At 63.2% G+C, this 24,527-nt stretch carries 22 protein-coding genes; 16 read left to right on the top strand and 6 right to left on the bottom strand.

Annotated features, from left to right (window positions below):
- Position 1: 1 nt before the first annotated feature.
- Positions 2–802 carry a Crp/Fnr family transcriptional regulator gene (locus PVZ78_RS21265; protein ID WP_273829210.1) on the top strand — a complete coding sequence of 267 codons (801 nt, stop codon included), beginning with the start codon at positions 2–4 and terminating at the stop codon, positions 800–802.
- Positions 803–1,036: 234 nt separating this feature from the next.
- Here PVZ78_RS21265 and PVZ78_RS21260 read toward each other — a convergent pair whose 3' ends face one another.
- The 4 genes from PVZ78_RS21260 to PVZ78_RS21245 are packed head-to-tail and all read right to left on the bottom strand — an operon-like array spanning position 1,037 to position 4,610.
- Positions 1,037–1,900 carry a ChaN family lipoprotein gene (locus tag PVZ78_RS21260; RefSeq protein WP_101283577.1) on the bottom strand — a complete coding sequence of 288 codons (864 nt, stop codon included), beginning with the start codon at positions 1,898–1,900 and terminating at the stop codon, positions 1,037–1,039.
- Between the two features lie 21 nt (positions 1,901–1,921).
- Complete coding sequence (locus PVZ78_RS21255; RefSeq protein WP_016703660.1) at positions 1,922–2,689, bottom strand: heme ABC transporter ATP-binding protein; 768 nt, start codon at positions 2,687–2,689, stop codon at positions 1,922–1,924.
- Positions 2,689–3,672, bottom strand: a complete 984-nt coding sequence (locus PVZ78_RS21250) for a FecCD family ABC transporter permease (protein ID WP_164485215.1) — start codon at positions 3,670–3,672, stop codon at positions 2,689–2,691. The genes PVZ78_RS21255 and PVZ78_RS21250 overlap by 1 nt, the downstream gene beginning before the upstream one ends.
- A gap of 50 nt (positions 3,673–3,722) precedes the next feature.
- Entirely contained in the window at positions 3,723–4,610 is an 888-nt protein-coding gene (locus PVZ78_RS21245; protein ID WP_273829209.1) for a heme/hemin ABC transporter substrate-binding protein, read from the bottom strand.
- Positions 4,611–4,823: 213 nt separating this feature from the next.
- On the opposite strand from PVZ78_RS21245, the gene PVZ78_RS21240 reads away from it, so the two are divergent.
- Complete coding sequence (locus tag PVZ78_RS21240) at positions 4,824–5,141, top strand: Rieske (2Fe-2S) protein (protein ID WP_009050890.1); 318 nt, start codon at positions 4,824–4,826, stop codon at positions 5,139–5,141.
- On the opposite strand, the gene sfsA is transcribed toward PVZ78_RS21240, so the two are convergent.
- Together sfsA and PVZ78_RS21230 are read right to left on the bottom strand one after the other, a co-directional pair.
- Positions 5,138–5,851 carry a DNA/RNA nuclease SfsA gene (gene sfsA, locus PVZ78_RS21235; protein ID WP_009050891.1) on the bottom strand — a complete coding sequence of 238 codons (714 nt, stop codon included), beginning with the start codon at positions 5,849–5,851 and terminating at the stop codon, positions 5,138–5,140. The two genes, PVZ78_RS21240 and sfsA, sit on opposite strands and share 4 nt — an antisense overlap.
- Positions 5,851–7,023 (bottom strand): pyridoxal phosphate-dependent aminotransferase, encoded by a 1,173-nt coding sequence (locus tag PVZ78_RS21230; protein WP_038635176.1) that lies wholly within the window; start codon positions 7,021–7,023, stop codon positions 5,851–5,853. The genes sfsA and PVZ78_RS21230 overlap by 1 nt, the downstream gene beginning before the upstream one ends.
- A gap of 336 nt (positions 7,024–7,359) precedes the next feature.
- On the opposite strand from PVZ78_RS21230, the gene dksA reads away from it, so the two are divergent.
- The 14 genes from dksA to PVZ78_RS21160 all read left to right on the top strand — a co-directional run.
- Positions 7,360–7,800, top strand: a complete 441-nt coding sequence (gene dksA / locus PVZ78_RS21225) for an RNA polymerase-binding protein DksA (protein ID WP_007924645.1) — start codon at positions 7,360–7,362, stop codon at positions 7,798–7,800.
- Positions 7,801–7,944: 144 nt separating this feature from the next.
- On the top strand, positions 7,945–8,841 hold the full coding sequence (gluQRS, locus tag PVZ78_RS21220; RefSeq protein ID WP_009050893.1) for a tRNA glutamyl-Q(34) synthetase GluQRS: 897 nt from the start codon (positions 7,945–7,947) through the stop codon (positions 8,839–8,841).
- Between the two features lie 77 nt (positions 8,842–8,918).
- Positions 8,919–9,095, top strand: coding sequence for a hypothetical protein (locus tag PVZ78_RS21215; RefSeq protein ID WP_003176118.1), 177 nt, complete (start codon positions 8,919–8,921; stop codon positions 9,093–9,095).
- Complete coding sequence (locus PVZ78_RS21210; RefSeq protein ID WP_009050894.1) at positions 9,079–12,033, top strand: sensor histidine kinase; 2,955 nt, start codon at positions 9,079–9,081, stop codon at positions 12,031–12,033. Before PVZ78_RS21215 ends, PVZ78_RS21210 begins: the two co-directional genes overlap by 17 nt.
- A 22-nt stretch (positions 12,034–12,055) precedes the next feature.
- Entirely contained in the window at positions 12,056–13,492 is a 1,437-nt protein-coding gene (locus PVZ78_RS21205) for a sigma-54-dependent transcriptional regulator (RefSeq protein WP_009050895.1), read from the top strand.
- A gap of 734 nt (positions 13,493–14,226) precedes the next feature.
- A complete protein-coding gene (locus PVZ78_RS21200; RefSeq protein ID WP_009050896.1) occupies positions 14,227–15,630 on the top strand; it encodes a polynucleotide adenylyltransferase PcnB in 1,404 nt (467 codons plus the stop codon).
- 4 nt (positions 15,631–15,634) lie between these two features.
- Positions 15,635–16,114: a 2-amino-4-hydroxy-6-hydroxymethyldihydropteridine diphosphokinase gene (gene folK / locus PVZ78_RS21195; protein ID WP_016703665.1), complete on the top strand. Its 480-nt coding sequence runs from the start codon at positions 15,635–15,637 to the stop codon at positions 16,112–16,114.
- Positions 16,115–16,350: 236 nt separating this feature from the next.
- On the top strand, positions 16,351–17,151 hold the full coding sequence (gene panB, locus PVZ78_RS21190; RefSeq protein ID WP_016703666.1) for a 3-methyl-2-oxobutanoate hydroxymethyltransferase: 801 nt from the start codon (positions 16,351–16,353) through the stop codon (positions 17,149–17,151).
- Positions 17,148–18,002, top strand: coding sequence for a pantoate--beta-alanine ligase (panC, locus tag PVZ78_RS21185; protein WP_009050899.1), 855 nt, complete (start codon positions 17,148–17,150; stop codon positions 18,000–18,002). Before panB ends, panC begins: the two co-directional genes overlap by 4 nt.
- 109 nt (positions 18,003–18,111) lie before the next feature.
- On the top strand, positions 18,112–18,492 hold the full coding sequence (gene panD, locus PVZ78_RS21180; protein WP_007924662.1) for an aspartate 1-decarboxylase: 381 nt from the start codon (positions 18,112–18,114) through the stop codon (positions 18,490–18,492).
- A gap of 239 nt (positions 18,493–18,731) precedes the next feature.
- Complete coding sequence (pgi, locus tag PVZ78_RS21175; RefSeq protein ID WP_009050900.1) at positions 18,732–20,396, top strand: glucose-6-phosphate isomerase; 1,665 nt, start codon at positions 18,732–18,734, stop codon at positions 20,394–20,396.
- A 171-nt stretch (positions 20,397–20,567) separates the two neighbouring features.
- A complete protein-coding gene (gene acs / locus PVZ78_RS21170; protein ID WP_273829208.1) occupies positions 20,568–22,505 on the top strand; it encodes an acetate--CoA ligase in 1,938 nt (645 codons plus the stop codon).
- 39 nt (positions 22,506–22,544) lie between these two features.
- The gene (locus tag PVZ78_RS21165; RefSeq protein WP_273829207.1) at positions 22,545–23,411 is read left to right on the top strand and encodes an oxygenase MpaB family protein; all 867 of its coding nucleotides are present in this window, start codon (positions 22,545–22,547) and stop codon (positions 23,409–23,411) included.
- 151 nt (positions 23,412–23,562) lie between these two features.
- Positions 23,563–24,527 (top strand): acetyl-CoA C-acyltransferase (locus PVZ78_RS21160; protein WP_273829202.1); only part of this gene is annotated, 965 nt, incomplete at its 3' end.

The raw sequence follows: 24,527 nt of genomic DNA, 5'->3' as shown, positions 1-24,527 counted from the left end.
CATGTATCTACTGGGGGAACAACCGGCTTACGCCGACGCCTTGATCAATCGGCTGCAAAGCATCCCGCCGCGCCTGCTGGAAGGCCTGCTGCCGTCCGGCGACGTAATGGAAGTGGCCCCTTCCAAGGACCTCTCCAGCAGCCTTGCCGACAGCCAGCTGTTCCTGCTCGAAAGCGGCCAGGTACAAGCCAGTATCGATGAGCGCCCACTGTTTTATCTGCATGAAGGCGATCTGCTCGGGCTACGTCGAGGAGCCGAGTTGCCGCGCTGGCAACTCAGCAGCGAGCAGCCGTTGAGCCTGATCCCCTATCAGCGTTCCGCGGTGTTCCAGCATCTGTATGCCGACGAACAGCGTTCCGAACTGTTTCTGCAGTACCTGATCGGACAAACCGCCCTGCTGTCCGATGCCGTTGCCCGCCTCAAGCAACCCGAGTTGCGCAACAGCAACGGTTTTCAACGCGTGGCCAAGGGCGAGGTGCTGATCCGCCAGGGCGATGACGCCGATCATGTGTTCGTCATTATCGAAGGGCACGCCGAAGCCTTTGTCGACGGACACAAGGTCGGAGACGTGCCCAAGGACGAGATCTTTGGTGCGATGGCCATTTTCACCGGGGAGAAACGCAACGCCAGCGTGATTGCCAGCGAGCCATGCACCCTGATGCTGATCCCCAAGAGCCAGTTTCTCAGCCTGACTCAGAGCAATCCACGTATCGCCCATAGCCTGATCGAAAGCATGGCGCGGCGAATCGACCTGTTGAACGAGGAAGTCAGCCGCTTGCACAGCCTGAGCGCCAACCTTTAAAGCCCCGTACTTACGGGCAATCCAAACGAGCGTTTGGCGGAATTCGCAGAAACAGGAAAAACCTTGTTGACTTGGTAATGAGAATCGTTATGATTATCACAACTGGTCGCGAGATCAGTCGATAACCTGGAAGACCAGTGGTTCGGACTCTCAGATTATCTCCTCATCAGGCTAATCACGGTTATTTGACCCGGCTCTTGCCGGGTCTTTTTTTGCCTGAAAAAAGCCATCCGCCTACTGGCGCATCTCGGCGCAGTAATCCTTCTCCGGCAGCCGCGCGCTGTACCACACATAATCCGCGCTTTGCGCCGATACCTGTGCGCCCTTCTGCGCCAGCATCAGCACCACGGCGCCGTTCGAGGCGCCAAGGTCCTGCAGGTGAACCGGCACCCCGACATCCTTGCGCGCATGAAAGGCCCCGGCAAAAAGCAGCGCCGGCGTCGGTGCCGCCAGCAAGCCCTCAGCCATGCGTCGGTCACGTTGCTGCTGCACCGCCAGCATCGCCGGCATCTGGCTTTCGGGCAGTAGCCCACAATGGGAGTCTCGGACTTGCTGCAACAACTCGTTACGCACCGACGCGGCATTCGAGTGTTCACCACTCAAGGCCGGTGCCTGGCGATAGATAGTGCGAACTTCGGAGCTGTCCAGATTGGCGGCCAGCAATGGATAAGGCTGGAATAACGCATAACGCACGATAGGTCCGTACAATGCCCAGGCCCAACCCGGCGACCAGGCCAGCGCGCCAGGCAGGTCATCAGGCAGCCCCTGCGTCGCCCGGTGTTGACGGAGTGAATCGACCCGCGGTTGCTGGTCCGGCGTGAGCATTTCCAATAGCAGGCTGCCTTGCGCGCGCTGGGTCGCCATCGCCTGCAACAGCCATAGCTGCAAGGCGTGATGTTCGGGGTGGTCATGCTGTTCGCCGACAATCACCCGAGATGCCCGGGACAGACGAATGACCAGCTCCTCCGGGGTCAGGGCCTTTCCACTGCGCAGGTCCAGAATCGCCGCGCTATCAGCCTGGACCGGAAGTTCAGGCATGACCGGCACGCCCTGGCAGGCGCCCAGCAGCAACACACTCAGGATCAATAGCACACGCATCTGGCGTCTCCGCGAATCGCCTCAGCGGGCGATGATCAAAGGGTGGCCGCGCTCGGGATGCGCCTGCACCAACACCTCCAGCCCAAACACGGCCTTGAGCGGTTCGGGCCGCAGCACCTGCGCCGGACTGTCCAGCGAGTGGGGCCGCCCGCCTTCGAGCAGCAACAGGCGATCACAATATCGCGCGGCGAGGTTCAGATCATGCAGGATCACCAGGACCGCGACCCCACGATCGGCAAACTCGCGGATGGCCTGCAAGGTGACATGTTGATGCAAAGGGTCGAGGGCCGAGGTCGGCTCATCGAGCAACAGGGTCTGGCCGGCCGCGCCCGGCCATAGCTGCGCCAACACCCGGGCCAGGTGCACGCGCTGACGTTCGCCGCCCGACAAGGCCACATAGCTGCGACCGTGCAGATGCCCGGCATCCGCCGCTTGCAGGGCTTGCATGACGATCTCGTCATCCCGTGCCCGGCCGCTTTGATAAGGCAGGCGTCCCAGGCCGACGACCTCCTCGACCCGGAAAGCGAACTCGAGTGTCGAACTTTGCGGCAGTACCGCCAGCCTTTGCGCCTTTTGCCCGCCGTCCCATCTGCAGAGTTCGCACTGATCCAGCCAGACCTGGCCGTGATCGGGTTTCAACTCGCCACACAAGGCCGCCAGCAAGGTGCTTTTACCTGCGCCATTGGGGCCCAGCACTCCCAGCACTTCACCGGGCTTGAGTTCAAGGTCGATCCCCTCCAGCACGGTTTTCCTGCCACGGCGCACCGCCAGATTTTCCGCTCGCAGCATCAGGCACGCCCTCGCAACAACAGAAACAAAAAGAAGGGCGCACCGATAAAGGCGGTCACGATGCCGATGGGCAACTCCGCAGGCGCCAGCGCCAGGCGCGCCACCAGATCGGCCAGCAACAGCAGGCTGGCGCCGGCCAGTATCGACGCTGGCAACAAGGTCCGGTGGTCAGGCCCCGCCAGCAGGCGCACCAGATGGGGCACCACCAGCCCGACAAAGCCGATCAGCCCGGCAGCGGCGACAGCCGCACCAACACCCAGCGCGGTACAGAACACCAGTTCTCGCTTCAACCGTTCGACATCGATCCCCAGATGACCGGCCTCGGACTCGCCCAGCAGCAAGGCATTCAAGGCCTTGGCCCGGCGTGGCAGCCACAACGCCACAGCCGCACTGACCAGCAACAGTGGCCACAATCTCGAATAACTGGCGCCGTTGAGACTGCCCAGGTTCCAGAACGTCAGGGTACGCAAGGTCGCATCGTCGGCCAGGTAGGTGAACAGGCCCACCGCCGAGCTGGCCAGCGCCGTCAACGCAATCCCGGCCAACAGCATGGTCGCCACATGGGTCTGGCCGTTGCGCCGTCCCAGGCGGTAGACCAGCCACGCCACCACCAGACCACCGAGAAAGGCACAGAACGACAGCAGGTAAGGACCGATCGCTTCCGGCACGCCGCCCAGCAGCGAGCCACCGACGATGGCAAAGGCCGCGCCCAGCGCCGCGCCACTCGAGACGCCTACCAGCCCCGGGTCGGCCAAGGGATTGCGAAACAGCCCTTGCATCGCCACGCCGGACAGCGCCAGGACGCCCCCTACCGCCAAACCCAGCAAGGTGCGAGGCAAGCGAATCTGTCCGAGGATCAGTTCGGCCTGCTCCAGCCCCTGCCCCTCAATGGGCAAGCCCAGCAAACGCAGGGCGGCACGCAGGGTATCGAACAGCGGCAGGCTGACCGGCCCGAGCGCCAGGGACAACCAGATCGCCAACAGGCACAGCAGGCTCAGGCCAATGAACAACGCACGGGGTTTAAGCAAAGGGGTCATTGGGCGGTGCTGGCCTGGCCCGGCGCGGCTGGGTAGAAATCGGCTGACAGCCTTTTCAGGTTCTGTGGCAAGCGTGGCCCCAGGCCTCCCACCAGCAAGGTCGGATCAATCTCGAAGACCCGGCCGGCCTTCGCCGCACCGCTGGAGGCGAGAATCGGGTTCTCCTTGAACAGCGCGGCGCGGGCCGCCCCGCCGCTCAGGCTGCGATCGGCAAACACCAGCACCTGGGGGTTGAGTTCGGCCAACGACTCCGTGGAAAAGGGTTTGTACCCCGTGTGGGTGGCAAGATTGCGTCCACCCGCCTGCTGCAACAGCCAGTCGGCAGCGGTGTCCTTGCCGGCAATCAGAGGTTTGCCACCCGCATGCCCGAGCAACAGCAGCACACCCGGCGGCGCCTGCTTTTTCCGGGCCTGGCTGACCCAGGCCTGCTGCTGATCCAGTTGCTGCTTATATTGCTCGAACAGTTGCGTCGCCTTGTCTTCGCTGCCCAGCAACTTGCCCAGATGCTGCAGATTGCCCTGCAGGGTCGGCAGGTCGGCCTGGGCCGAGAACAGCTCGACCTGCACCCCGGCGCTGCGCACCTGCGAGAGCACCGGTGGTGGCCCCATCTCTTCGGTGCCCAGCAGAATCTGCGGACGCAGGCTGAGAATGCCTTCCGCCGACAGCTGGCGCTGATAACCGATGCTCGGCAGCTTCTTCAGGGACTCGGGATGCTGGCTGGTGGTGTCCACGCCCACCAGCTTCGACTCGGCGCCCAGCGCGCTCACCCATTCGGACAAGGCGCCACCGGCGCTCACCCAGCGTTGTGGCAACTCGGCCGCCACAGCGGCATGGCTGGCCAGAAGTCCGACACAGAGCGCGATTGCGCGGGCACTCGAACGCATAAAGGTATTCCTTCAGAGAGTGGGCCCACGGAAGCCGCCGTGCATGTGACATGCCCTGCAACCCAGGCATCGAAATGAGCAAGCGCCCCACAGGCGAAGCGGCCATTTGATAATTGTTTGCATTTGACCGTCAAGCACAGACATGTTTCATCAAGCGCCCGCAGGAAAACTGTGACAGCCTGAGCCCAGAGCCGTCGGTTACCGAGGATAGACATGAAGTTTCTTTGCCCCCCCGGCGATCTGCCGGAGGCTTCCAGCCGAGGTTTCAACCTCGAAGGCCAGCCACTTTTCGCGGTGCGCCGCGATCGAAAGGTCTACGTCTACACCAACCGCTGCCCCCATCGCGGGGTCGCCCTGGAGTGGCAGCCCGATCAGTTCCTCGATCCCAGCGCCAGCCTGATTCAGTGCGCCACCCACGGCGCGCTGTTTCTGATCGAAAACGGCGAATGCGTGGCCGGCCCTTGTGCCGGGCAGTCCCTGACGGCCATCCCCTGTCGGGAAGACAGCCAGGGCATCTGGGTTCAGATCTAGCCGTTGAGCAATACGTCCAGACGACGGTCGATACACACTTCCTCGGCAGTCAAGCGTACCCCATAGGCCAGTACCTCGACCCCGGACGCTACCGCCTCACGCAGCGCCGCGGCATAACCGGGGTCGATCTCTTCGGCCGGCCGCACCGCCTCGACACCCGACAGGTTGACGCAATACAACTGCACCGCCCGGATACCGTCACGCGCCAGGCAGGCCAACTCTCGCAAATGCTTGGCGCCACGCTGGGTCACCGCATCCGGAAACGCCGCGACCGCGGAGCCGTCGAAGCCCAGGGTGACGCTTTTGACCTCGACAAACGCCGGGACGTCCAAATAGTCCAGGCGAAAGTCGATACGGCTGTTTTCCTGGCCGTAGGACACTTCCCGCTTGAGCGCGGTAAAACCGTTCAACTCAGTGATCACCCCGGCGCGCAAGGCTTCTTCCACCAGCGTGTTGGCCCGCGCCGTGTTGACGCAAGCCAGCCGGCCCTGGGGCGTCTCGCTGATTTCCCAGGTCCCGGGCAATTTGCGCTTGGGGTCATTGGAACGGCTGAACCAGACCTGCCCGCCCTCGACCATGCAATTGAACATGGAACCGGTGTTGGGGCAGTGAATGGTCAGCAACTCGCCGCCAATGGTCTCGATATCGGCGAGAAAGCGCTTGTAACGACGCACCAGGCGACCTTCTTCGAGGGGAGGATGAAAACGCATCAGCCTTGCCAGCTCCGCAGGCCACGGGCAATCCGCTCCACCGCTTCCTGCAGGCGCGGCAGGCTCTGGGTGTAAGCGAACCGGACGTGGTGCCCGGCCTGATGGCGACCGAAATCCAGCCCCGGGGTAAAGGCAATGTGCTCGGTCTCGAGGAAGTGCCGGCAGAAGGCAAAGGCATCGCCGCCGAAGGCGCTGATATCGGCATACAGGTAGAACGCCCCTTCCGGCTCCACGGCGATGCCAAAACCCAGCTCGCGCAGGGCTGGCAGGAGGAAGTCGCGACGCCGCTGAAACTCGTTGCGACGCTCTTCCAGGATACTGATGGTGCCTGGCTCGAAGCAGGCCAGAGCGGCGTACTGGGCCATACTCGGGGCACTGATATAGAGGTTCTGCGCCAGTTTCTCCAACTCGCCGACCGCCGCCTGCGGCGCCACCAGCCAACCCAGGCGCCAGCCGGTCATGCCGAAATATTTGGAAAAGCTATTCAGGACAAAGGCGCCGTCATCGACTTCCAGCACGCTGGCGGCATCGCAGCCGTAGGTCAGGCCGTGGTAGATCTCGTCCACCACCAGATGGCCATTACGCGCCTTCACCGCGGCCGACAGCCCTGCCAGCTCGTCACGGGTGAGCAAGGTGCCGGTCGGGTTGGCTGGCGATGCCACCAGGGCGCCGACGCTGTCCTGATCCCAGTAACGCTCCAGCAGATCCGGCGTCAGTTGATAACTCACGTCCGGTCCGACCGGCACCAACTGCGCCGCGCCTTCCACCAGGCGCAGGAAGTGCCGGTTGCAGGGGTAGCCCGGGTCCGCCAGCAGCCAGTGTTTGCCGGGGTCGACCAGCAGGCTGCTGGCCAGCAGCAACGCACCGGAGCCACCGGGCGTGATCATGATGCGCTCGGGGTCGATGTCCAGCCCGTAGCGCTGCCGATAGAAGCCGGAGATGGCCGTGCGCAACTCGGGAATCCCGCGGGCGGCGGTGTAGCGAGTCTTGCCCGCCTCCAGCGCGGCCTGCCCGGCCTTGATGATCGGCTCAGCCGTGGTGAAGTCCGGTTCACCGATTTCCAGGTGAATCACATCGTGCCCGGCCGCTTGCAGCTCATTGGCACGGGCCAGCAGGGCCATCACGTGGAAAGGTTCGATAGCGCGGCTGCGCGCACTGTAGGGCTGAGCCATTAGCCTTCCTTCATTGAAGTGAGCAAAAAAAAGATTCTACCCAACCCCGGGGACAAGGGAGAGCCCAAAGCCTTCAAGCACCTGCCATCCCCCCTGTAAAGAAGACGGACACTAGGCCCAGGCTTGGCTAAAATCATTAATTGACCAGGCCCCCGAACTGACCAGGCCAGACGGCATCGACCTTTGCAAGCGCCGTGGGACGCGGGCTCGACAACCGGGAGTAGCGCCGTCCGATTTGATCTGGTAAGTTCGCCCGCTTGCAGTCGCAGGGCCGGCATGTGTCGGTGATGGAGCAATCCTGCGCAATGGATTACATGAGTAGAGGCGGTCCATTTCATGCCCACCCAAGCAAAGCAACAGAATCAATCGATCAGCGGCTTCGAGCCCTATGTTGAAACCGCGGGCGAAGAGTACATGGGCAAGCCCATGCGCGAGCACTTCACCAAGATCCTGAACAAGTGGAAACAGGACTTGATGCAGGAAGTCGACCGCACTGTTGATCACATGAAAGACGAAGCAGCCAACTTCCCAGATCCGGCCGACCGTGCCAGCCAGGAAGAAGAATTCAGCCTGGAACTGCGCGCCCGCGACCGTGAGCGCAAGCTGATCAAGAAGATCGACAAGACGCTGCAACTGATCGAAGACGAAGAATACGGCTGGTGCGAATCCTGCGGCGTCGAGATCGGTATTCGCCGCCTGGAAGCCCGCCCTACCGCCGACATGTGTGTCGACTGCAAGACCCTGGCGGAAATCAAGGAAAAACAAGTCGGCAAGTAATCGCCAGCTTGAATGAAAAACGGAGCGTGCGAACGCTCCGTTTTTGTTTCTGCCGCCTCCCCCCTGTAGGAACGAGCTTGCTCGCGATGGCGATCCTCCAGATGCCATCGTCACCTTGGGACCGAACGAAGTAACATCCTCTCCATGACCGCCTCTCACGCCTCTTCCTACATCGGGCGCTTTGCCCCAACCCCCAGCGGGCACCTGCATTTCGGCTCGCTGGTCGCCGCCCTGGCCTCCTACCTCGATGCCCGCGCCGCTGGCGGCCGCTGGCTGTTGCGCATGGAAGACCTCGATCCGCCTCGGGAAGAGCCCGGCGCCCAGGCAGCCATTCTCAAGGCCCTGGAAAGCTACGGCTTCGAGTGGGACGGCGAAATGGTCCGCCAGAGCGAGCGGCACGCGGCCTACGCCGAAGTCCTCGACCGCCTGTTCAACCAGGGCCTGGCTTACGCCTGCACCTGCTCGCGCAAGCAACTGGAGCCCTACCACGGCATTTATCCGGGCCTGTGCCGCAATGCCGGACACAGCCAGGAAGATGCCGCCATCCGTTTGCGCGTGCCGGAGCTGGAATATCGCTTCACCGACCGGGTCCAGGGCGAATTCCGCCAGCACCTGGGGCGGGATGTCGGCGACTTCGTGATCCGCCGCCGCGACGGCCTCTACGCCTATCAACTGGCGGTGGTGCTCGACGACGCCTGGCAAGGGGTGACCGATATCGTGCGCGGCGCCGACCTGCTGGACTCCACCCCCCGCCAGCTGTACCTGCAGGAACTGCTCGGCCTGCCGCAGCCGCGTTACCTGCATGTGCCGCTGATCACCCAGCCGGACGGGCATAAACTGGGCAAATCCTACCGCTCCCCGCCGCTGGCCGAGGACCAGGCCACACCACTGCTGCTGCGCGCCTTGCGCGCCCTGGGGCAGAAAACCGACAGCGAAATGGTCCATGCCAGCCCTCGGGAAGTGCTGAGCTGGGGCATCGAACACTGGGATGCTTTACTGATCCCACGCACACTGAGTGTGCCCGAGGCGCAAATACGCTGACGCCCCTTGCAGGTTGGCGCCCATCCGTTACCATCGCCGCACGTTTTCGGGCACGCACACAATAAAGAGAGGCCGAGATGTACATCTATCGCTTGGTCCTGCTGCTGGTAGTGGGGATCTATCTGTTCTCCCCCGCCATCATGGATTGGTGGATCGATGCTACGGGCGCCTGGTATCGCCCGTATCTGCTCTGGCTGATCCTGATCGTCGTGACCTTCATCCTGCAGAGCCAAAAAGATGCCGATGAGCTTTAGCCTGACCCAGATGATCCTGATCAGCGCCGCGTACCTGCTGGTGCTGTTCGGGGTGGCCTGGATCAGCGAACGCGGCATGATCCCGCGCTCGATCATCCGCCACCCGCTGACCTACACCCTGTCTCTGGGGGTCTACGCCAGCGCCTGGGCCTTTTACGGCACGGTTGGCCTGGCCTATCAGTACGGCTACGGTTTTCTTTCCAGCTATCTCGGGGTTTCCGGCGCCTTCCTGCTGGCGCCGGTGCTGCTTTACCCGATCCTGAAAATCACCCGCACCTATCAACTGTCGTCGCTGGCCGATCTGTTCGCCTTCCGTTTTCGCAGCACCTGGGCCGGTGCGCTGACCACGGTGATCATGCTGGTCGGCGTATTGCCCCTGCTGGCCTTGCAGATCCAGGCGGTCGCGGACTCCATCGGCATCCTCACCCGCGAACCGGTGCAACACCGGGTCGCCCTGAGCTTCTGTGCGCTGATCACTCTGTTCACCATCTTCTTCGGCTCCCGGCACATTGCCACCCGGGAAAAACACGAAGGCCTGGTGTTCGCCATCGCCTTCGAATCGGTGATCAAGCTGATCGCCATCGGCGGTGTCGGCCTCTATGCCCTGTACGGCGTGTTCGATGGGCCACAACAGCTGGAACTCTGGCTGTTGCAGAACCAGACCGCCCTCGCCGCCCTGCATACACCGCTGCAGGAAGGACCGTGGCGCACCCTGCTGCTGGTGTTCTTCGCCTCGGCGATCGTGATGCCGCACATGTACCACATGACCTTCACCGAGAACCTCAACCCGCGCTCGCTGGTCAGTGCCAGCTGGGGCTTGCCGCTGTTCCTGTTGCTGATGAGCCTGGCGGTGCCGCTGATCCTCTGGGCCGGCCTGAAACTGGGCGCCACCACCAACCCCGAGTACTTCACCCTCGGCATTGGTATCGCCGCCAACAAACCGGCATTGGCCTTGATGGCCTACATTGGTGGGCTTTCCGCCGCCAGCGGCCTGATCATCGTCACCACCCTGGCGCTGTCGGGGATGGCCCTCAACCATCTGGTGCTGCCGCTGTATCAGCCACCAGCCGAAGGCAACATCTACCGCTGGCTGAAATGGACCCGCCGCGCGCTGATCGTGGCCATCATCATGGCCGGCTATGCCTTTTACCTGCTGCTGGGGGCCGAGCAGGACCTGGCCAACCTCGGCATTGTGGCCTTTGTCGCGACCCTGCAGTTCCTCCCCGGCGTGCTCTCGGTGCTGTACTGGCCGACCGCCAACCGACGCGGTTTCATCGCCGGGCTGATGGCCGGGACACTGGTGTGGCTGGTGACCATGCTGCTGCCGCTGATCGGTAACCTGCAGGGCTTCTATATACCGCTGCTGAACATGATCTATGTGCTGGACGACACCAGCTGGCACATGGCGGCCATCGCCTCGCTGGCTGCCAACGTTCTGATGTTCACCCTGATTTCGCTGTTCACCAACGCCAGTTCCGAAGAAGCCAGCGCCGCCGAAGCCTGCGCGGTGGATAACGTGCGTCGGCCGCAACGTCGCGAACTGCATGCCGCCTCGCCCCAGGAGTTCGCTACCCAGCTGGCCAAGCCCCTGGGCGCCAAGGCCGCGCAGAAGGAAGTCGAGCAGGCGCTGCGCGACCTGTACCTGCCCTTCGACGAGCGCCGCCCCTATGCCCTGCGCCGTTTGCGCGACCGCATCGAAGCCAACCTGTCCGGCCTGATGGGCCCCAGCGTGGCCCAGGACATGGTGGAAACCTTCCTGCCCTACAAGGCCGGCGGCGAAAACTACGTGACCGAAGACATTCACTTCATCGAAAGCCGGCTCGAGGACTACCACTCGCGCCTGACCGGCCTGGCCGCCGAGCTCGATGCCTTGCGCCGCTACCACCGCCAGACCTTGCAGGAACTGCCGATGGGCGTCTGTTCCCTGGCCAAGGACCAGGAAATCCTCATGTGGAACAAGGCCATGGAAGAGCTGACCAGCATTCCGGCGCAGCATGTGGTCGGTTCGCGCCTGAGCACCATCGCCGATCCCTGGAGGGAGCTGCTGCAAGGTTTCATCAACGTCCCCGATGAACATCTGCATAAACAGCACCTGGCCCTCGACGGCCAGACCCGCTGGCTGAACCTGCACAAGGCCGCCATCGACGAACCCCTGGCCCCGGGCAACAGCGGCCTGGTGCTGCTGGTGGAAGACCTGACCGAAACCCAGATGCTCGAAGACAAGCTGGTGCATTCCGAGCGGCTGGCCAGCATCGGCCGCCTGGCCGCCGGCGTGGCCCACGAAATCGGCAACCCGATCACCGGTATCGCCTGCCTGGCGCAGAACCTGCGCGAAGAGCGCGAAGAAGACGGCGAACTCACCGAAATCAGCGGCCAGATCCTCGAACAGACCAAACGCGTGTCACGCATCGTCCAGTCGCTGATGAGCTTCGCCCACGCCGGCAGCCACCAGCACAACGACGAAGCCGTGTGCCTGGCCGAGGTGGCGCAGGATGCCATTGGTCTGCTGGCGCTGAATCGACGCAATTTCGAGGTGCAGTTCTTTAACCTGTGCGATCCGGACCACTGGGTCGACGGCGACCCGCAGCGGCTCGCCCAGGTACTGATCAACCTGCTATCCAATGCCCGCGACGCCTCACCGGCGGGCAGCGCGGTACGGGTCAAGAGCGAGGCCGGCGAACACACGATCGACCTGATCGTCGAAGACGAAGGCAGCGGTATCCCGTCGAGCATCATGGATCGACTGTTCGAACCCTTCTTCACCACCAAGGATCCTGGCGAGGGCACCGGACTGGGCCTTGCACTGGTCTATTCCATCGTTGAAGAGCATTATGGACAAATCACCATCGACAGCCCGGCTGACACCGAAAGCCAACGCGGCACCCGTATCCGGGTGACCTTACCGCGTCATGTCGAAGCGACGTCCGCTGTGAACTGAGACCGTCGAGAGAATCGAATCAATGCCGCACATTTTGATCGTCGAAGACGAAACAATTATCCGCTCCGCCTTGCGCCGCCTGCTGGAACGCAACCAGTACCAGGTCAGCGAAGCCGGTTCCGTGCAGGAAGCACAAGAGCGTTTCAGCATTCCCACGTTCGACCTGATCGTCAGCGACCTGCGCCTGCCAGGCGCCCCCGGCACCGAACTGATCAAGCTCGGCCAGGGCACCCCGGTGCTGATCATGACCAGCTACGCCAGCCTGCGCTCGGCGGTCGATTCGATGAAGATGGGCGCGGTGGACTACATCGCCAAGCCTTTCGATCACGACGAAATGCTCCAGGCCGTGGCGCGCATCCTGCGCGACCGCCAGACCGCGCAGAGCAGCCCCAACGAGCGTCCGGCCGCCAAGTCGGGCAACGGCGCGGACAAGGCCGGTGCCAACGCCAGCAACGGCGAAATCGGCATCATCGGCTCCTGCCCACCGATGCAGGACCTGTACAGCAAGATCCGCAAGGTCGCCCCGACAGACTCCAATGTACTGATCCAGGGTGAATCCGGGACCGGCAAGGAACTGGTGGCCCGCGCCCTGCACAACCTGTCCAAGCGCGCCAAGGCGCCGATGATTTCGGTGAACTGCGCGGCCATTCCGGAAACCCTGATCGAGTCCGAGCTGTTCGGTCACGAAAAAGGCGCCTTCACCGGTGCCAGCGCCGGGCGCGCCGGCCTGGTGGAAGCGGCGGACGGCGGCACCTTGTTCCTCGACGAAATCGGCGAATTGCCACTCGAAGCCCAGGCCCGCCTGTTGCGCGTGCTGCAGGAAGGCGAGATCCGCCGGGTCGGCTCGGTGCAGTCGCAGAAGGTCGATGTGCGCCTGATCGCCGCGACCCACCGCGACCTCAAGAGCCTGGCCAAGATCGGCCAGTTCCGTGAAGACCTGTATTACCGCCTGCACGTGATCGCCCTGAAACTGCCAGCCCTGCGCGAACGCGGCGCCGACGTCAACGAAATCGCCAATGCCTTCCTCGCCCGCCAGAGCGCGCGCGTGGGCCGCACGGACCTGAAGTTCGCCCCGGACGCCGAGCAAGCCATTCGCCACTACTCTTGGCCAGGTAACGTTCGCGAACTGGAAAACGCCGTCGAGCGCTCGGTCATCCTGTGCGAAAGCCCGGAAATCTCTGCGGAGCTGCTGGGTATCGATATCGAACTGAGCGACCTGGAAGACGACGAATTCATCGGCCTGGCGCCCCAGGCCGCCAACGCCAACAACAGCAGCCATGAGCCGACCGAAGACCTGTCGCTGGAAGACTACTTCCAGCATTTCGTTCTCGAGCACCAGGACCACATGACCGAGACCGAACTGGCCCGCAAACTCGGCGTCAGCCGCAAATGCCTGTGGGAACGTCGCCAGCGCCTGGGCATCCCACGGCGCAAGACCGGGGTCGCCAGCGAAAGCTGAAGTCCGGCGGTAACGGGTTGCGGGTAACACGCGATCTTGTGAAAAAACTGTTACCTCAGTCATTTCACGTAACAAAAGCCGGGGCTTACGGTAACGAAGCCCCGGCTTTTTTTCGCCTGGAGAAACCTCATAACCGCGCCTAACCCCTTGTTTTACTGGGCCTCGCAAAAGTTGGCACGGCACCTGCTATATGTTTGGTACAAGAACAATAACAAGCAATGCATAAGACAATAAAAATAAGACGAATCGACTCACGCACAATAAAAACAACACGGCGGAGGCGCAGCTAACTGATTCTTTTGGAGAGGCGTTGTCATTGGGGCTTGCCCCACAACCAGGCCGAGAACAACAAAAACTGCCCTAAGGCAGAGCCTGAACTGGTTGGATCACTGATCATTGCAACACAGCGACCAAAGCAATCCGTTTGCTCTTGGCTCCCGATTGGGAGGGTCACTCTGGGTTAACCAGGTGGCAAGGGCGTTAAACAAAAACAAGAAGCCCGAAACCAATAATAAAAATAGAGCACGCAAACACTTCTGGGGGAGCTTCGGCTCCCCTTGTGGTTTCCGCGATTACGGTTTTACTCACGCAAAACCCCGCCAACCCGCGTTCCAAAGCGCCGCGCACGACTCGCCGCAGCTTCCTACACCATCCCCCGACTAAATGCTAGAATCCCCGCCCATCATGCGGTCATTCTTCGTTATGGCCGAACATTCCTTCAAACAGTGCATCCCATGCTGAAGAAGTTGTTCCAGTCATTCCGTTCTCCCTTGCGTCGTACGCAACACAAACGCAGCACGCCTGAAGTGCTCAACAGCAGCCAACACTCGCTGCAACGCGCCCAGTTCAGCCGTTATGCGGTGAACATCGTCGAACGCCTGCAGAACGCCGGCTACCAGGCCTACCTGGTCGGCGGCTGCGTGCGCGACATGCTGCTCAATATCACCCCCAAGGATTTCGACGTCGCCACCAGCGCCACGCCGGAACAGGTGCGGGCCGAATTCCGCAACGCCCGGATCATCGGCCGTCGGTTCAAGCTGGTGCATATCCACTTCGGCCGCGAAATCATCGAGGTCGCGACCTTCCGCGCCAATCACCCGCAAAACGATGAAGAGGAAGACAGCAACCAGTCCTCGCGCAACGAAAGCGGGCGTATCCTGCGCGACAACGTGTACGGCACCCTCGAAGAGGACGCCCAGCGCCGCGACTTCACCATCAATGCTCTGTATTACGATCCGGTCAGCGAGCGCATCCTCGACTACGCCAACGGCGTACACGACATCCGCAATCACCTGGTCCGCCTGATCGGCGATCCGCGCCAGCGCTACCAGGAAGATCCGGTACGCATGCTGCGGGCCGTGCGCTTCGCCGCCAAGCTGGATTTCGGCATCGAGAAACACACCGCCACGCCGATCCGCGACCTGGCGCCCATGCTGCGGGAAATCCCTTCGGCACGCCTGTTCGAGGAAGTGCTCAAGCTGTTCCTGTCCGGCCATGCCGCCGACACCTTCGAGATGCTGGTCGACCTGCAGCTGTTCGATCCGCTGTTCCCGGCCAGCGCCGAGGCACTGGAGTACAACCCGACCTACACCCATACCCTGATCAGCGAAGCCCTGATCAATACCGACCTGCGCATCAAGCAGAACAAGCCGGTCACCCCGGCTTTCCTGTTCGCCGCGCTGCTGTGGCCTGCCCTGCCGGCTCGCGTGCTGCGCCTCCAGGAACGCGGCATGCCGCCGATTCCGGCGATGCAGGAAGCTGCTCACGAATTGATCAGCGAACAGTGCCAGCGCATCGCCATTCCAAAACGCTTCACCATGCCGATCCGCGAAATCTGGGACATGCAGGAACGCCTGCCACGTCGCAGCGGCAAGCGCGCCGACCAGTTGCTGGACAACCCGCGGTTCCGCGCCGGTTATGATTTCCTGCTGCTGCGCGAAAGCGCTGGCGAGCAGACCGATGGCCTGGGCGAATGGTGGACCGACTATCAGGACGCCAACGATGCCGGTCGCCGCGACATGATTCGCGACTTGAGCGGCAAGGACGAAGCCGGCACAGGTCCACGCAAGCGTCGTCGCAGCAGTGGCGCCAAACGCAAGCGCGCCACCGCCGGCGCACCGAGCGCTTCCGGCGAATAACCCGATGGAACGCATCTACATCGGCATGGGCAGCAACCTGGCTGCCCCGGCAGAGCAATTGCGCAGTGCGATCGACGCGCTGGCGCAGTTGCCACACAGCCAACTGGCAGGCGTCTCGGCCTTCTATCAAAGCGACTCCCTGCTGCCCGGCCAACCGCGCTACACCAACGCCGTGGCCGCCCTGGACAGCAGCCTCGCGCCTCTCGAACTGCTGGACGCGCTGCAAGCCATCGAAAACGGCCAGGGCCGCGAGCGCCTCGAGCGCTGGGGGCCGCGCACCCTGGACCTGGACATCCTGCTGTTCGGCGATCGCCTGATCGACGAACCGCGGCTCAAGGTCCCGCATTACCACATGCAGGCCCGGGCCTTTGTCCTCTATCCCCTGGCCGAACTGGCCCCCGCCGACCTGCAACTGGCCGACGGTCGCCACCTGCACGATCTGCTCGCCGCCTGCCCATTTGTCGGCCTGGAACGTCTGGCCTGACTGCTGAAACGCATCAGTTACGGCGGTAACACTCACGCCGTAACAATGCGGTAACACATGCAATTGACTTCCCGAGTTCTCCTCACGACTATAGGCGTCCCGTTGCCGCCAACACGGCGTTACAGGGCGCAATCCAGGCCTTATAAGCACGACAACAGACCGTGCGCCTGTATAGATAAGAATCACGCGCGTTACTCGCAGCAGTTTCCAGAGCGCCTGAATGAGGACCCTTTTTCATGCCAGACATCACCCTGACCACCCTGCAAGGCCTCAAGCAGAAAGGTGAGAAAATCACCATGCTGACCTGCTATGACGCGACCTTCGCCCACACCTGTTGCCAGGCCGGCGTTGAAGTACTGCTGGTGGGCGACTCCCTCGGCATGGTCTTGCAAGGGCACGACAGCACACTGCCAGTCACTACCGACGAGATGGCCTACCACGTCGCCGCAGTCAAACGCGGCAACAGTGGCGCCCTGATCCTCGCCGACCTGCCGTTCATGGCCTACGCCACCACCGAACAGGCCCTGAACAACAGCGCCCAGTTGATGCAGGCCGGTGCGCACATGATCAAGGTCGAAGGCGCGTTGTGGCTGGCCGAATCCATCCGCCTGCTGGCCGAGCGCGGTATCCCGGTCTGCGCCCACATGGGCCTGACCCCGCAATCGGTGAACATCCTCGGCGGCTACAAGGTTCAGGGACGTAACGAAAACCAGGCCCGGCAGATGCGTGCCGACGCCATCGCCCTGGAAGCGGCCGGCGCGGCGATGCTGCTGCTCGAATGCGTGCCGAGCGAACTGGCGGCGGAAATCACCCAGGCGGTGAATATTCCGGTAATCGGCATCGGTGCCGGCAGCGCCACCGACGGTCAGGTGCTGGTTCTGCACGACATGCTGGGCCTGTCCCTGAGCGGTCGCGCACCGAAGTTCGTGAAGAACTTCATGGCCGGCCAGGAAAGCATCCAGGCCGCCCTGAGCGCCTATGTCAGTGAGGTCAAGGCCGTGACCTTCCCAGGCGCCGAACACGGGTTTTCTGCATGAATACTGTAAAAACCGTACGTGAACTGCGTGCCGCCGTGGCCCGTGCCCGCAGCGAGGGCAAGCGCATCGGCTTCGTGCCGACCATGGGCAACCTGCACAGCGGTCATGCCGCCCTGGTGACCAAGGCGGCCCAGCGAGTGGATTTCGTGGTGGCGAGCATCTTCGTCAACCCGCTGCAATTCGGCGCTGGCGAAGACCTCGACAAGTACCCGCGAACCCTGGCCGCCGACCAGGAAAAGCTCTTGCAAGCCGGTTGCCATCTGCTGTTCGCCCCTAGCGTCGAAGAGATGTATCCCGACGGCATGGACGGCCAGACCCGGGTCAGCGTGCCGCAACTCTCCGAAGGCCTGTGCGGCGCCAGCCGTCCCGGGCATTTCGAAGGGGTGGCCACGGTGGTCAGCAAGCTGTTCAACATGGTGCAGCCGGACCTTGCGGTCTTCGGCCAGAAGGACTTCCAGCAACTGGCGGTGATCCGTGCCCTGGTGCATGACCTGAACATGCCGATCCAGATCATCGGCGAGCCCACCGTGCGCGCCGCCGACGGCCTCGCGCTGTCGTCGCGCAACGGCTACCTGAGCGAAGAACAACGTGCCATCGCCCCGGCGATCTATCGTGGCCTGACCCAGATCGCCCAGGCCATCAGCCAGGGTCAGCGGGACTATCCAAAGCTGCTGGACGAGCAAAAACAGGTGCTCGAAGCCGCCGGCTTCCGCCCGGATTACCTGGAAATCCGCCACGCCCGGACCCTGCGCCCGGCCACCGCGCAAGACCGCGACCTGGTGATTCTGGCGGCGGCCTATCTGGGCGCTACCCGCCTGATCGACAACCTGCATCTGGACCTCGACGCCTAGGTCCCAAAGGCCGATTGCCCGAAGCCCGACCTTCGGGCAAACTGCCGCCGCCCGGGGCCTGCAGCGATGCTGCGGGCCCTGTTCGAGGATCCGACCGAGAGAACCACTCATGCACGCCATCATGCTCAAGGCCAAGCTGCATCGCGCCGAAGTCACCCACGCTGTGCTCGACTACGAAGGCTCCTGCGCCATCGACGGCGAATGGCTGGACTTGTCCGGTATCCGTGAGTACGAACAGATCCAGATCTACAACGTCGACAATGGCGAACGCTTCACCACCTACGCCATTCGTGGCGAGGAAGGCTCGCGCATGATCTCGGTCAACGGCGCCGCCGCGCACAAGGCCAAGGTTGGCGACCGGGTGATCATCTGCGCTTACGCTCACTACAGCGAAGCCGAACTGCTCAACTTCAAGCCGCGCATGCTCTATATGGCGCCGGGCAACGAGCTGAGCCACACCAGCCATGCCATTCCGGTTCAGGTCGCCTGAGCCCCAGTCATTCTCACCCCTGAAATCCTGCTCGTTGCGCGGCTCTGAGGCGCCGGTATAAAAAAGTACCGGCCGCAGGTCAGACAAAGCCAAGACAGATCAGCACGCGAGAGTTACTGTAATCGCCCTGCGTGCTTAATCGTGTCAGCGCAGGTTTGACCGAACGTTATTCTTCAAGCAGGACGTTCCGGGCTTTTCAGTGTCCAACAGGCAGTTCAAGTAAAAGGAAAACCGCAGCGATGGCGTACTACCGCACTCCTCACGACGTTACCGCTCTGCCCGCCTGGCAAGCGTTGAATGACCACCGCCAAGCCATGCAGGATTTCAGCATGCGCGAGGCCTTCAATGCCGACCCGCAGCGCTTTCATCAATTCAGCCTCAGCGGCTGTGGGCTTTTTCTCGATTACTCGAAGAACCTGATCACCCCCGAAACCCGCAATCTGCTGGTGGGCCTGGCCAACGAAGCCGGTCTGCAGGATGCGATCAAGGCGCTGTTCGCCGGTGAGCTGGTCAACTCTTCCGAAGGCCGTCCGGCCCTGCACACCGCCCTGCGCCGTCCAGTGGGCGACAAGCTGTCGGTCAACGGCGTCAACGTGATGCCGGAAGTGCACAAGGTGCTGAACCAGATCACCGAACTGGTCGGGCGCATCCATGACGGCCTGTGGCGCGGCTACACCGAGAAGCCGATCACCGACGTGGTCAACATCGGCATCGGCGGTTCGTTCCTCGGCCCCGAGCTGGTGTCCGAAGCCCTGTTGTCCTACGCCCAGAAAGGCGTGCGTTGCCATTACCTGGCCAATATCGACGGCAGCGAATTCCACGAACTGTCGTCGAAGATCCGCGCCGAAACCACGCTGTTCATCGTCTCGTCGAAATCCTTCAACACCCTGGAAACCCTGAAGAACGCCCAGGCCGCACGCGCCTGGTACCTGGCTCAGGGCGGTTCCGAGGCCGAGCTGTATCGCCACTTCATCGCGGTGTCGAGCAACAACGCCGCCGCCGTGGCCTTCGGCATCCGCGAAGAGAACATCTTCCCGATGTGGGACTGGGTCGGCGGGCGTTACTCGCTGTGGTCGGCCATCGGCCTGCCGATCGCCCTGGCCATCGGCATGTCCAACTTCAAGGAACTGCTGTCCGGCGCCTACACCATGGACCAGCATTTCCAGACCGCGCCGTTCGAGCAGAACATGCCGGTCCTCCTGGCCCTGCTGGGCGTGTGGTACGGCAATTTCTGGGGCGCGCAAAGCCACGCGATCCTGCCGTACGACCACTATCTGCGCAACATCACCAAGCACTTGCAGCAGCTGGACATGGAATCCAACGGCAAGAGCGTGCGCCAGGACGGCACGCCGGTTTCCACCGACACCGGCCCGGTGATCTGGGGTGGCGTGGGCTGCAACGGTCAGCACGCGTACCACCAGCTGTTGCACCAGGGCACCCAGTTGATCCCGGCCGACTTCATCGTGCCTATCGTCAGCTTCAACCCGGTCGCCGACCATCACCAGTGGCTGTACGCCAACTGCCTGTCGCAAAGCCAGGCGCTGATGCTCGGCAAGACCCGCGCCGAGGCCGAAGCCGAGTTGCGTGAAAAAGGCATGAGCGAGGCCGAAGTCCAGAAGCTGGCACCGCACAAGGTGATCCCGGGCAACCGCCCGAGCAACACCCTGGTGGTCGAGCGCATCAGCCCGCGCCGCCTGGGCGCGCTGGTGGCGATGTACGAACACAAGGTTTTCGTGCAGAGCGTGATCTGGGGCATCAACGCCTTCGACCAATGGGGCGTGGAGCTGGGCAAAGAGCTGGGCAAGGGCGTCTACAACCGCCTGGTCGGCAGCGAAGAAACCCCGGCCGAGGATGCTTCGACCCAGGGCCTGATCAACTACTTCCGCGGTCGCCACCGCGGCTGATAGCCCGCTGGAACATCCCCTCGCGAACCGGCCCGCTGCTACGCAAACCCTTCCATTGCGCAGCAGCGGGCCGATTCACGATCGGTCACCCAAGACCGCCCTCCCCTTGAACCCCTTCCGATCAAGGCGCATCTTTATCGCTTGTCGCTAAAACAAGAATAAGGAACCGTCATGTTCGATATCAGCATGTTCCCCCAAGCCGATGCCGTCCGCCGGGCTGCGCAATTGAGTCAGGACGACTACCAGCGGCTGTACCGCGAATCCATCGAGCACCCCAGCACCTTCTGGGCCGAACAGGCCACCCGCTTTCTCGACTGGAGCGCCCCCTGGCAAACCGTGCAGCGCTATGACCTGAAAACCGGCGCCGCCAGCTGGTTCGCCGGCGGCCAGTTGAACGTCAGCTACAACTGCATCGACCGCCACCTGGAAAAACGCGGCGATCAGGTGGCGATCATCTGGGAAGGCGACGACCCCGCCGAGTCGCTGCAAATCACCTACAAAAAACTCCATCACTACGTCTGCCGCCTGGCCAACGTCCTGAAAAGCCGCGGCGTGAAAAAAGGCGACCGGGTCTGCATCTACATGCCGATGATTCCCGAGGCGGCCTACGCCATGCTCGCCTGCACCCGTATCGGCGCAGTGCACTCGGTGGTCTTTGGCGGATTCTCTCCGGACGCGCTACGCGACCGCATTCTCGATGCCGACTGCCGCACTGTGATCACCGCTGACGAAGGGGTACGCGGCGGCAAGTTCGTGCCCTTGAAAAACAACGTCGACAAGGCCCTGCAAAGCTGCCCGAACGTCAGCACGGTGGTGGTGGTCGAGCGCACCCAGAACCCGGTGAACTGGGTCGAAGGCCGCGACCTCTGGTATCACCAGGCCCTGCGCGGCGTCGAAGACGACTGCCCGCCGCAACCGATGGACGCCGAAGACCCGCTGTTCATCCTCTACACCTCCGGCAGCACCGGCAAACCCAAAGGCGTGCTGCACACCACCGGCGGCTACTTGCTGCAAGCGGCGATGACCTTCAAATACGTACTGGACTACCGCGAAGGCGAAGTCTTCTGGTGCACCGCCGATGTCGGCTGGGTTACCGGCCACAGTTACATCGTCTACGGCCCGCTGGCCAATGGCGCGACCACCCTGATCTTCGAGGGCGTGCCCAGCTACCCAAGCAGTTCGCGCTTCTGGGAAGTCATCGACAAGCACCGGGTGAACATCTTCTACACCGCCCCCACCGCCCTGCGCGCGCTGATGCGCGAAGGCCCCGAGCCGCTGCAGCACACCTCGCGCAGCAGCCTGCGCCTGCTGGGCAGCGTCGGCGAGCCGATCAACCCGGAAGCCTGGGAGTGGTATTTCAATAGCGTCGGCGAGCAGCGCTGCCCGATTGTCGATACCTGGTGGCAGACCGAAACCGGCGGCATCATGCTCAGCCCGCTGGTCAGCGCCAGCCACATCAAGCCGGGCTGCGCCACCCGCCCGATGTTCGGTGTGCAGCCGGTGCTGCTGGACGAGCACGGCAAGGAAATCAGCGGCGCCGGCAGCGGCATCCTGGCGATCAAGGCCAGTTGGCCGGCGCAGATCCGCAGTGTCTACGGCGACCCGCAGCGCATGGTCGAGACCTATTTCAAACCCTACCCGGGCTACTACTTCACCGGCGACGGCGCGCGGCGCGATGAAGACGGCGATTACTGGATCACCGGACGCATCGACGACGTGATCAACGTCTCCGGGCATCGCATCGGTACCGCCGAGGTCGAGAGCGCCCTGGTCCTGCATGACAGCATCGCCGAGGCCGCGGTGGTCGGTTATCCCCATGACCTCAAGGGCCAGGGCATCTATGCCTTTGTCACCCCGATGAATGGCGTCGAGCCCAGCGACGAGTTGAAGAAGGAGCTGTTGAGCCTGGTCAGCCGCGAGATCGGCAGTTTCGCCAAGCCGGAGTTGATCCAGTGGGCGCCGGCCTTGCCGAAAACCCGCTCGGGCAAGATCATGCGGCGTATCCTGCGCAAGATCGCCTGCAACGAACTCGACAGCCTGGGCGATACCTCGACCCTGGCCGACCCGAGCGTGGTCGAGGGCCTGATCGATAAACGCCTGAACCTCTGAGCGAGGCCTCGGGCCTCAACCAAGGAACAGCCAAGCGGTATGGAATTCATTCGCAGTCGTATCGAAACCCAAGTCATGAGCCTGGGTGGCCTGTCACTGGGTCAGCTCGACCTGGACAACCCCAAGGGCGACCCGGGCCTGTTCGGCCCGGACGCTATCTGCTGGCAGGTGCATGGCGATTTCAGCAGCATGCTGATCGGCGGCATCAGCGCCTTGTTGATGCAGGCCCTGCACCCGCTGGCCCTGGCCGGGGTCTGGGATCACTCGAATTTCCGGGAAGACATGATCGGGCGCCTGCGGCGTACCGCGCAGTTCATTTCCGGCACCACCTTCGGCTCGCGGCAGGATGCCGAATGGCTGATCGACAAGGTGCGCACCATTCACCTGCAGATCGTCGGCCACGCGCCAGACGGCCGGCCCTATGCCGCCAGCGATCCGCAGTTGCTGACCTGGGTGCATGTGGCCGAAGTCAGCAGCTTTCTGGCGGCGCATCTGCGCTATCGCAATCCGCAGCTGTCGCCTGCCGACCAGGACCGTTACTACGGGGAAGTCGCGCTGATCGCCGAGCGTCTTGGCGCCAGTGATGTGCCGCGCTCGCGCCGGGCCGTGGCGGCGTACCTGGCCGGGATGCGCCCTCAGTTGCTTTGCGATGAACGCAGCCGCGAAGTGCTGCGTTTGCTCTTGGCGGCACCTGCCCCAAGCCGCCTGGCCAAGCCATTCGGCTCGTTGATGATGCAGGCCGGCATCGACCTGCTGCCCGACTGGGCCAGCGCCATGCTGGGCGTCAACCAGGGTCTGCTGCAACGCCAACTGATCCGCGCCAGCGTCAACCGCAGTGCGCCAATGCTGCGCTGGGCGGTGCGCAATGGCTCGATGCATCGCGCACGCCGGCGCATGGGCCTGTAATACCCGACCGGGCGAACAGAACGCGACCCATCGGTTCGCGATTGGCGGCGTCGCGACCTTCTATGCAACCATGATTTTCCAAGTTCTCGCGCATCGGTCCGCTGTCCATAGCCACCGACCGATGCCGCCCATAGCAATGAGGATTCGCGCCATGCAAGACGTCGTAATCGTTGCCGCCACCCGCACCGCGGTCGGCAGTTTCCAGGGTTCGCTGGCCAATATCCCTGCGGTCGATCTCGGTGCCGCGGTGATCCGCCAGCTGCTGGCCCAGACCGGCCTGGACGGCGCCCAGGTCGATGAAGTGATCATGGGCCAGGTGCTCACCGCCGGCGCCGGGCAGAACCCCGCGCGCCAGGCCGCGATCAAGGCCGGCCTGCCCCACGCCGTGCCGGCGCTGACCCTGAACAAGGTCTGCGGCTCCGGCCTCAAGGCCCTGCACCTGGGCGCCCAGGCGATCCGCTGCGGCGACGCCGAGGTGATCATCGCCGGCGGCCAGGAGAACATGAGCCTGGCCAACTACGTGTTGCCCGGCGCCCGCACCGGCCTGCGCATGGGCCATAGCCAGATCGTCGACAGCATGATCAGCGACGGCCTGTGGGACGCCTTCAACGACTACCACATGGGCATCACCGCCGAGAACCTGGTGGACAAATACGGCATCAGCCGCGAAGCCCAGGACGCCTTTGCCGCCGCCTCGCAGCAGAAGGCCGTGGCCGCCATCGAAGGCGGGCGCTTTGTCGATGAGATCACCCCGATCCTGATTCCCCAGCGCAAGGGCGACCCCGTGGCCTTCGCCACCGACGAGCAGCCGCGCGCCGGCACCACCGCCGAATCCCTGGGCAAGCTCAAACCGGCCTTCAAGAAGGACGGCACGGTCACCGCCGGCAACGCTTCGTCGCTGAACGACGGCGCCGCCGCGGTGATCCTGATGAGCGCCGCCAAGGCCAAGGCCCTGGGCCTGCCGGTGCTGGCGAAGATCGCCGCCTACGCCAACGCGGGCGTCGACCCGGCGATCATGGGCATCGGCCCGGTGTCGGCCACCCGCCGCTGCCTGGACAAGGCCGGCTGGTCCCTGGAGCAACTGGACCTGATCGAAGCCAACGAAGCCTTCGCCGC

This window comes from Pseudomonas sp. SBT1-2, from assembly GCF_028640875.1.
In the GTDB taxonomy this organism is placed as follows: domain Bacteria; phylum Pseudomonadota; class Gammaproteobacteria; order Pseudomonadales; family Pseudomonadaceae; genus Aquipseudomonas; species Aquipseudomonas chlororaphis_I.
This window is presented reverse-complemented; position numbering and strand designations above follow the sequence as displayed.

Excerpts from the sequence above, each read along its gene's own strand:
- PVZ78_RS21165 (WP_273829207.1), top strand. The coding sequence starts at position 22,545 with ATGGAATTCATTCGCAGTCGTATCGAAACCCAAGTCATGAGCCTGGGT.
- PVZ78_RS21215 (WP_003176118.1), top strand. The coding sequence starts at position 8,919 with ATGTACATCTATCGCTTGGTCCTGCTGCTGGTAGTGGGGATCTATCTG.
- PVZ78_RS21260 (WP_101283577.1), bottom strand. The coding sequence starts at position 1,900 with ATGCGTGTGCTATTGATCCTGAGTGTGTTGCTGCTGGGCGCCTGCCAG.
- PVZ78_RS21255 (WP_016703660.1), bottom strand. The coding sequence starts at position 2,689 with ATGCTGCGAGCGGAAAATCTGGCGGTGCGCCGTGGCAGGAAAACCGTG.
- PVZ78_RS21265 (WP_273829210.1), top strand. The coding sequence starts at position 2 with ATGTATCTACTGGGGGAACAACCGGCTTACGCCGACGCCTTGATCAAT.
- PVZ78_RS21240 (WP_009050890.1), top strand. The coding sequence starts at position 4,824 with ATGAAGTTTCTTTGCCCCCCCGGCGATCTGCCGGAGGCTTCCAGCCGA.
- PVZ78_RS21205 (WP_009050895.1), top strand. The coding sequence starts at position 12,056 with ATGCCGCACATTTTGATCGTCGAAGACGAAACAATTATCCGCTCCGCC.
- acs (WP_273829208.1), top strand. The coding sequence starts at position 20,568 with ATGTTCGATATCAGCATGTTCCCCCAAGCCGATGCCGTCCGCCGGGCT.
- dksA (WP_007924645.1), top strand. The coding sequence starts at position 7,360 with ATGCCCACCCAAGCAAAGCAACAGAATCAATCGATCAGCGGCTTCGAG.
- pgi (WP_009050900.1), top strand. The coding sequence starts at position 18,732 with ATGGCGTACTACCGCACTCCTCACGACGTTACCGCTCTGCCCGCCTGG.
- PVZ78_RS21210 (WP_009050894.1), top strand. The coding sequence starts at position 9,079 with ATGCCGATGAGCTTTAGCCTGACCCAGATGATCCTGATCAGCGCCGCG.
- panC (WP_009050899.1), top strand. The coding sequence starts at position 17,148 with ATGAATACTGTAAAAACCGTACGTGAACTGCGTGCCGCCGTGGCCCGT.
- PVZ78_RS21200 (WP_009050896.1), top strand. The coding sequence starts at position 14,227 with ATGCTGAAGAAGTTGTTCCAGTCATTCCGTTCTCCCTTGCGTCGTACG.
- sfsA (WP_009050891.1), bottom strand. The coding sequence starts at position 5,851 with ATGCGTTTTCATCCTCCCCTCGAAGAAGGTCGCCTGGTGCGTCGTTAC.
- gluQRS (WP_009050893.1), top strand. The coding sequence starts at position 7,945 with ATGACCGCCTCTCACGCCTCTTCCTACATCGGGCGCTTTGCCCCAACC.
- PVZ78_RS21245 (WP_273829209.1), bottom strand. The coding sequence starts at position 4,610 with ATGCGTTCGAGTGCCCGCGCAATCGCGCTCTGTGTCGGACTTCTGGCC.
- panB (WP_016703666.1), top strand. The coding sequence starts at position 16,351 with ATGCCAGACATCACCCTGACCACCCTGCAAGGCCTCAAGCAGAAAGGT.
- panD (WP_007924662.1), top strand. The coding sequence starts at position 18,112 with ATGCACGCCATCATGCTCAAGGCCAAGCTGCATCGCGCCGAAGTCACC.
- PVZ78_RS21230 (WP_038635176.1), bottom strand. The coding sequence starts at position 7,023 with ATGGCTCAGCCCTACAGTGCGCGCAGCCGCGCTATCGAACCTTTCCAC.
- folK (WP_016703665.1), top strand. The coding sequence starts at position 15,635 with ATGGAACGCATCTACATCGGCATGGGCAGCAACCTGGCTGCCCCGGCA.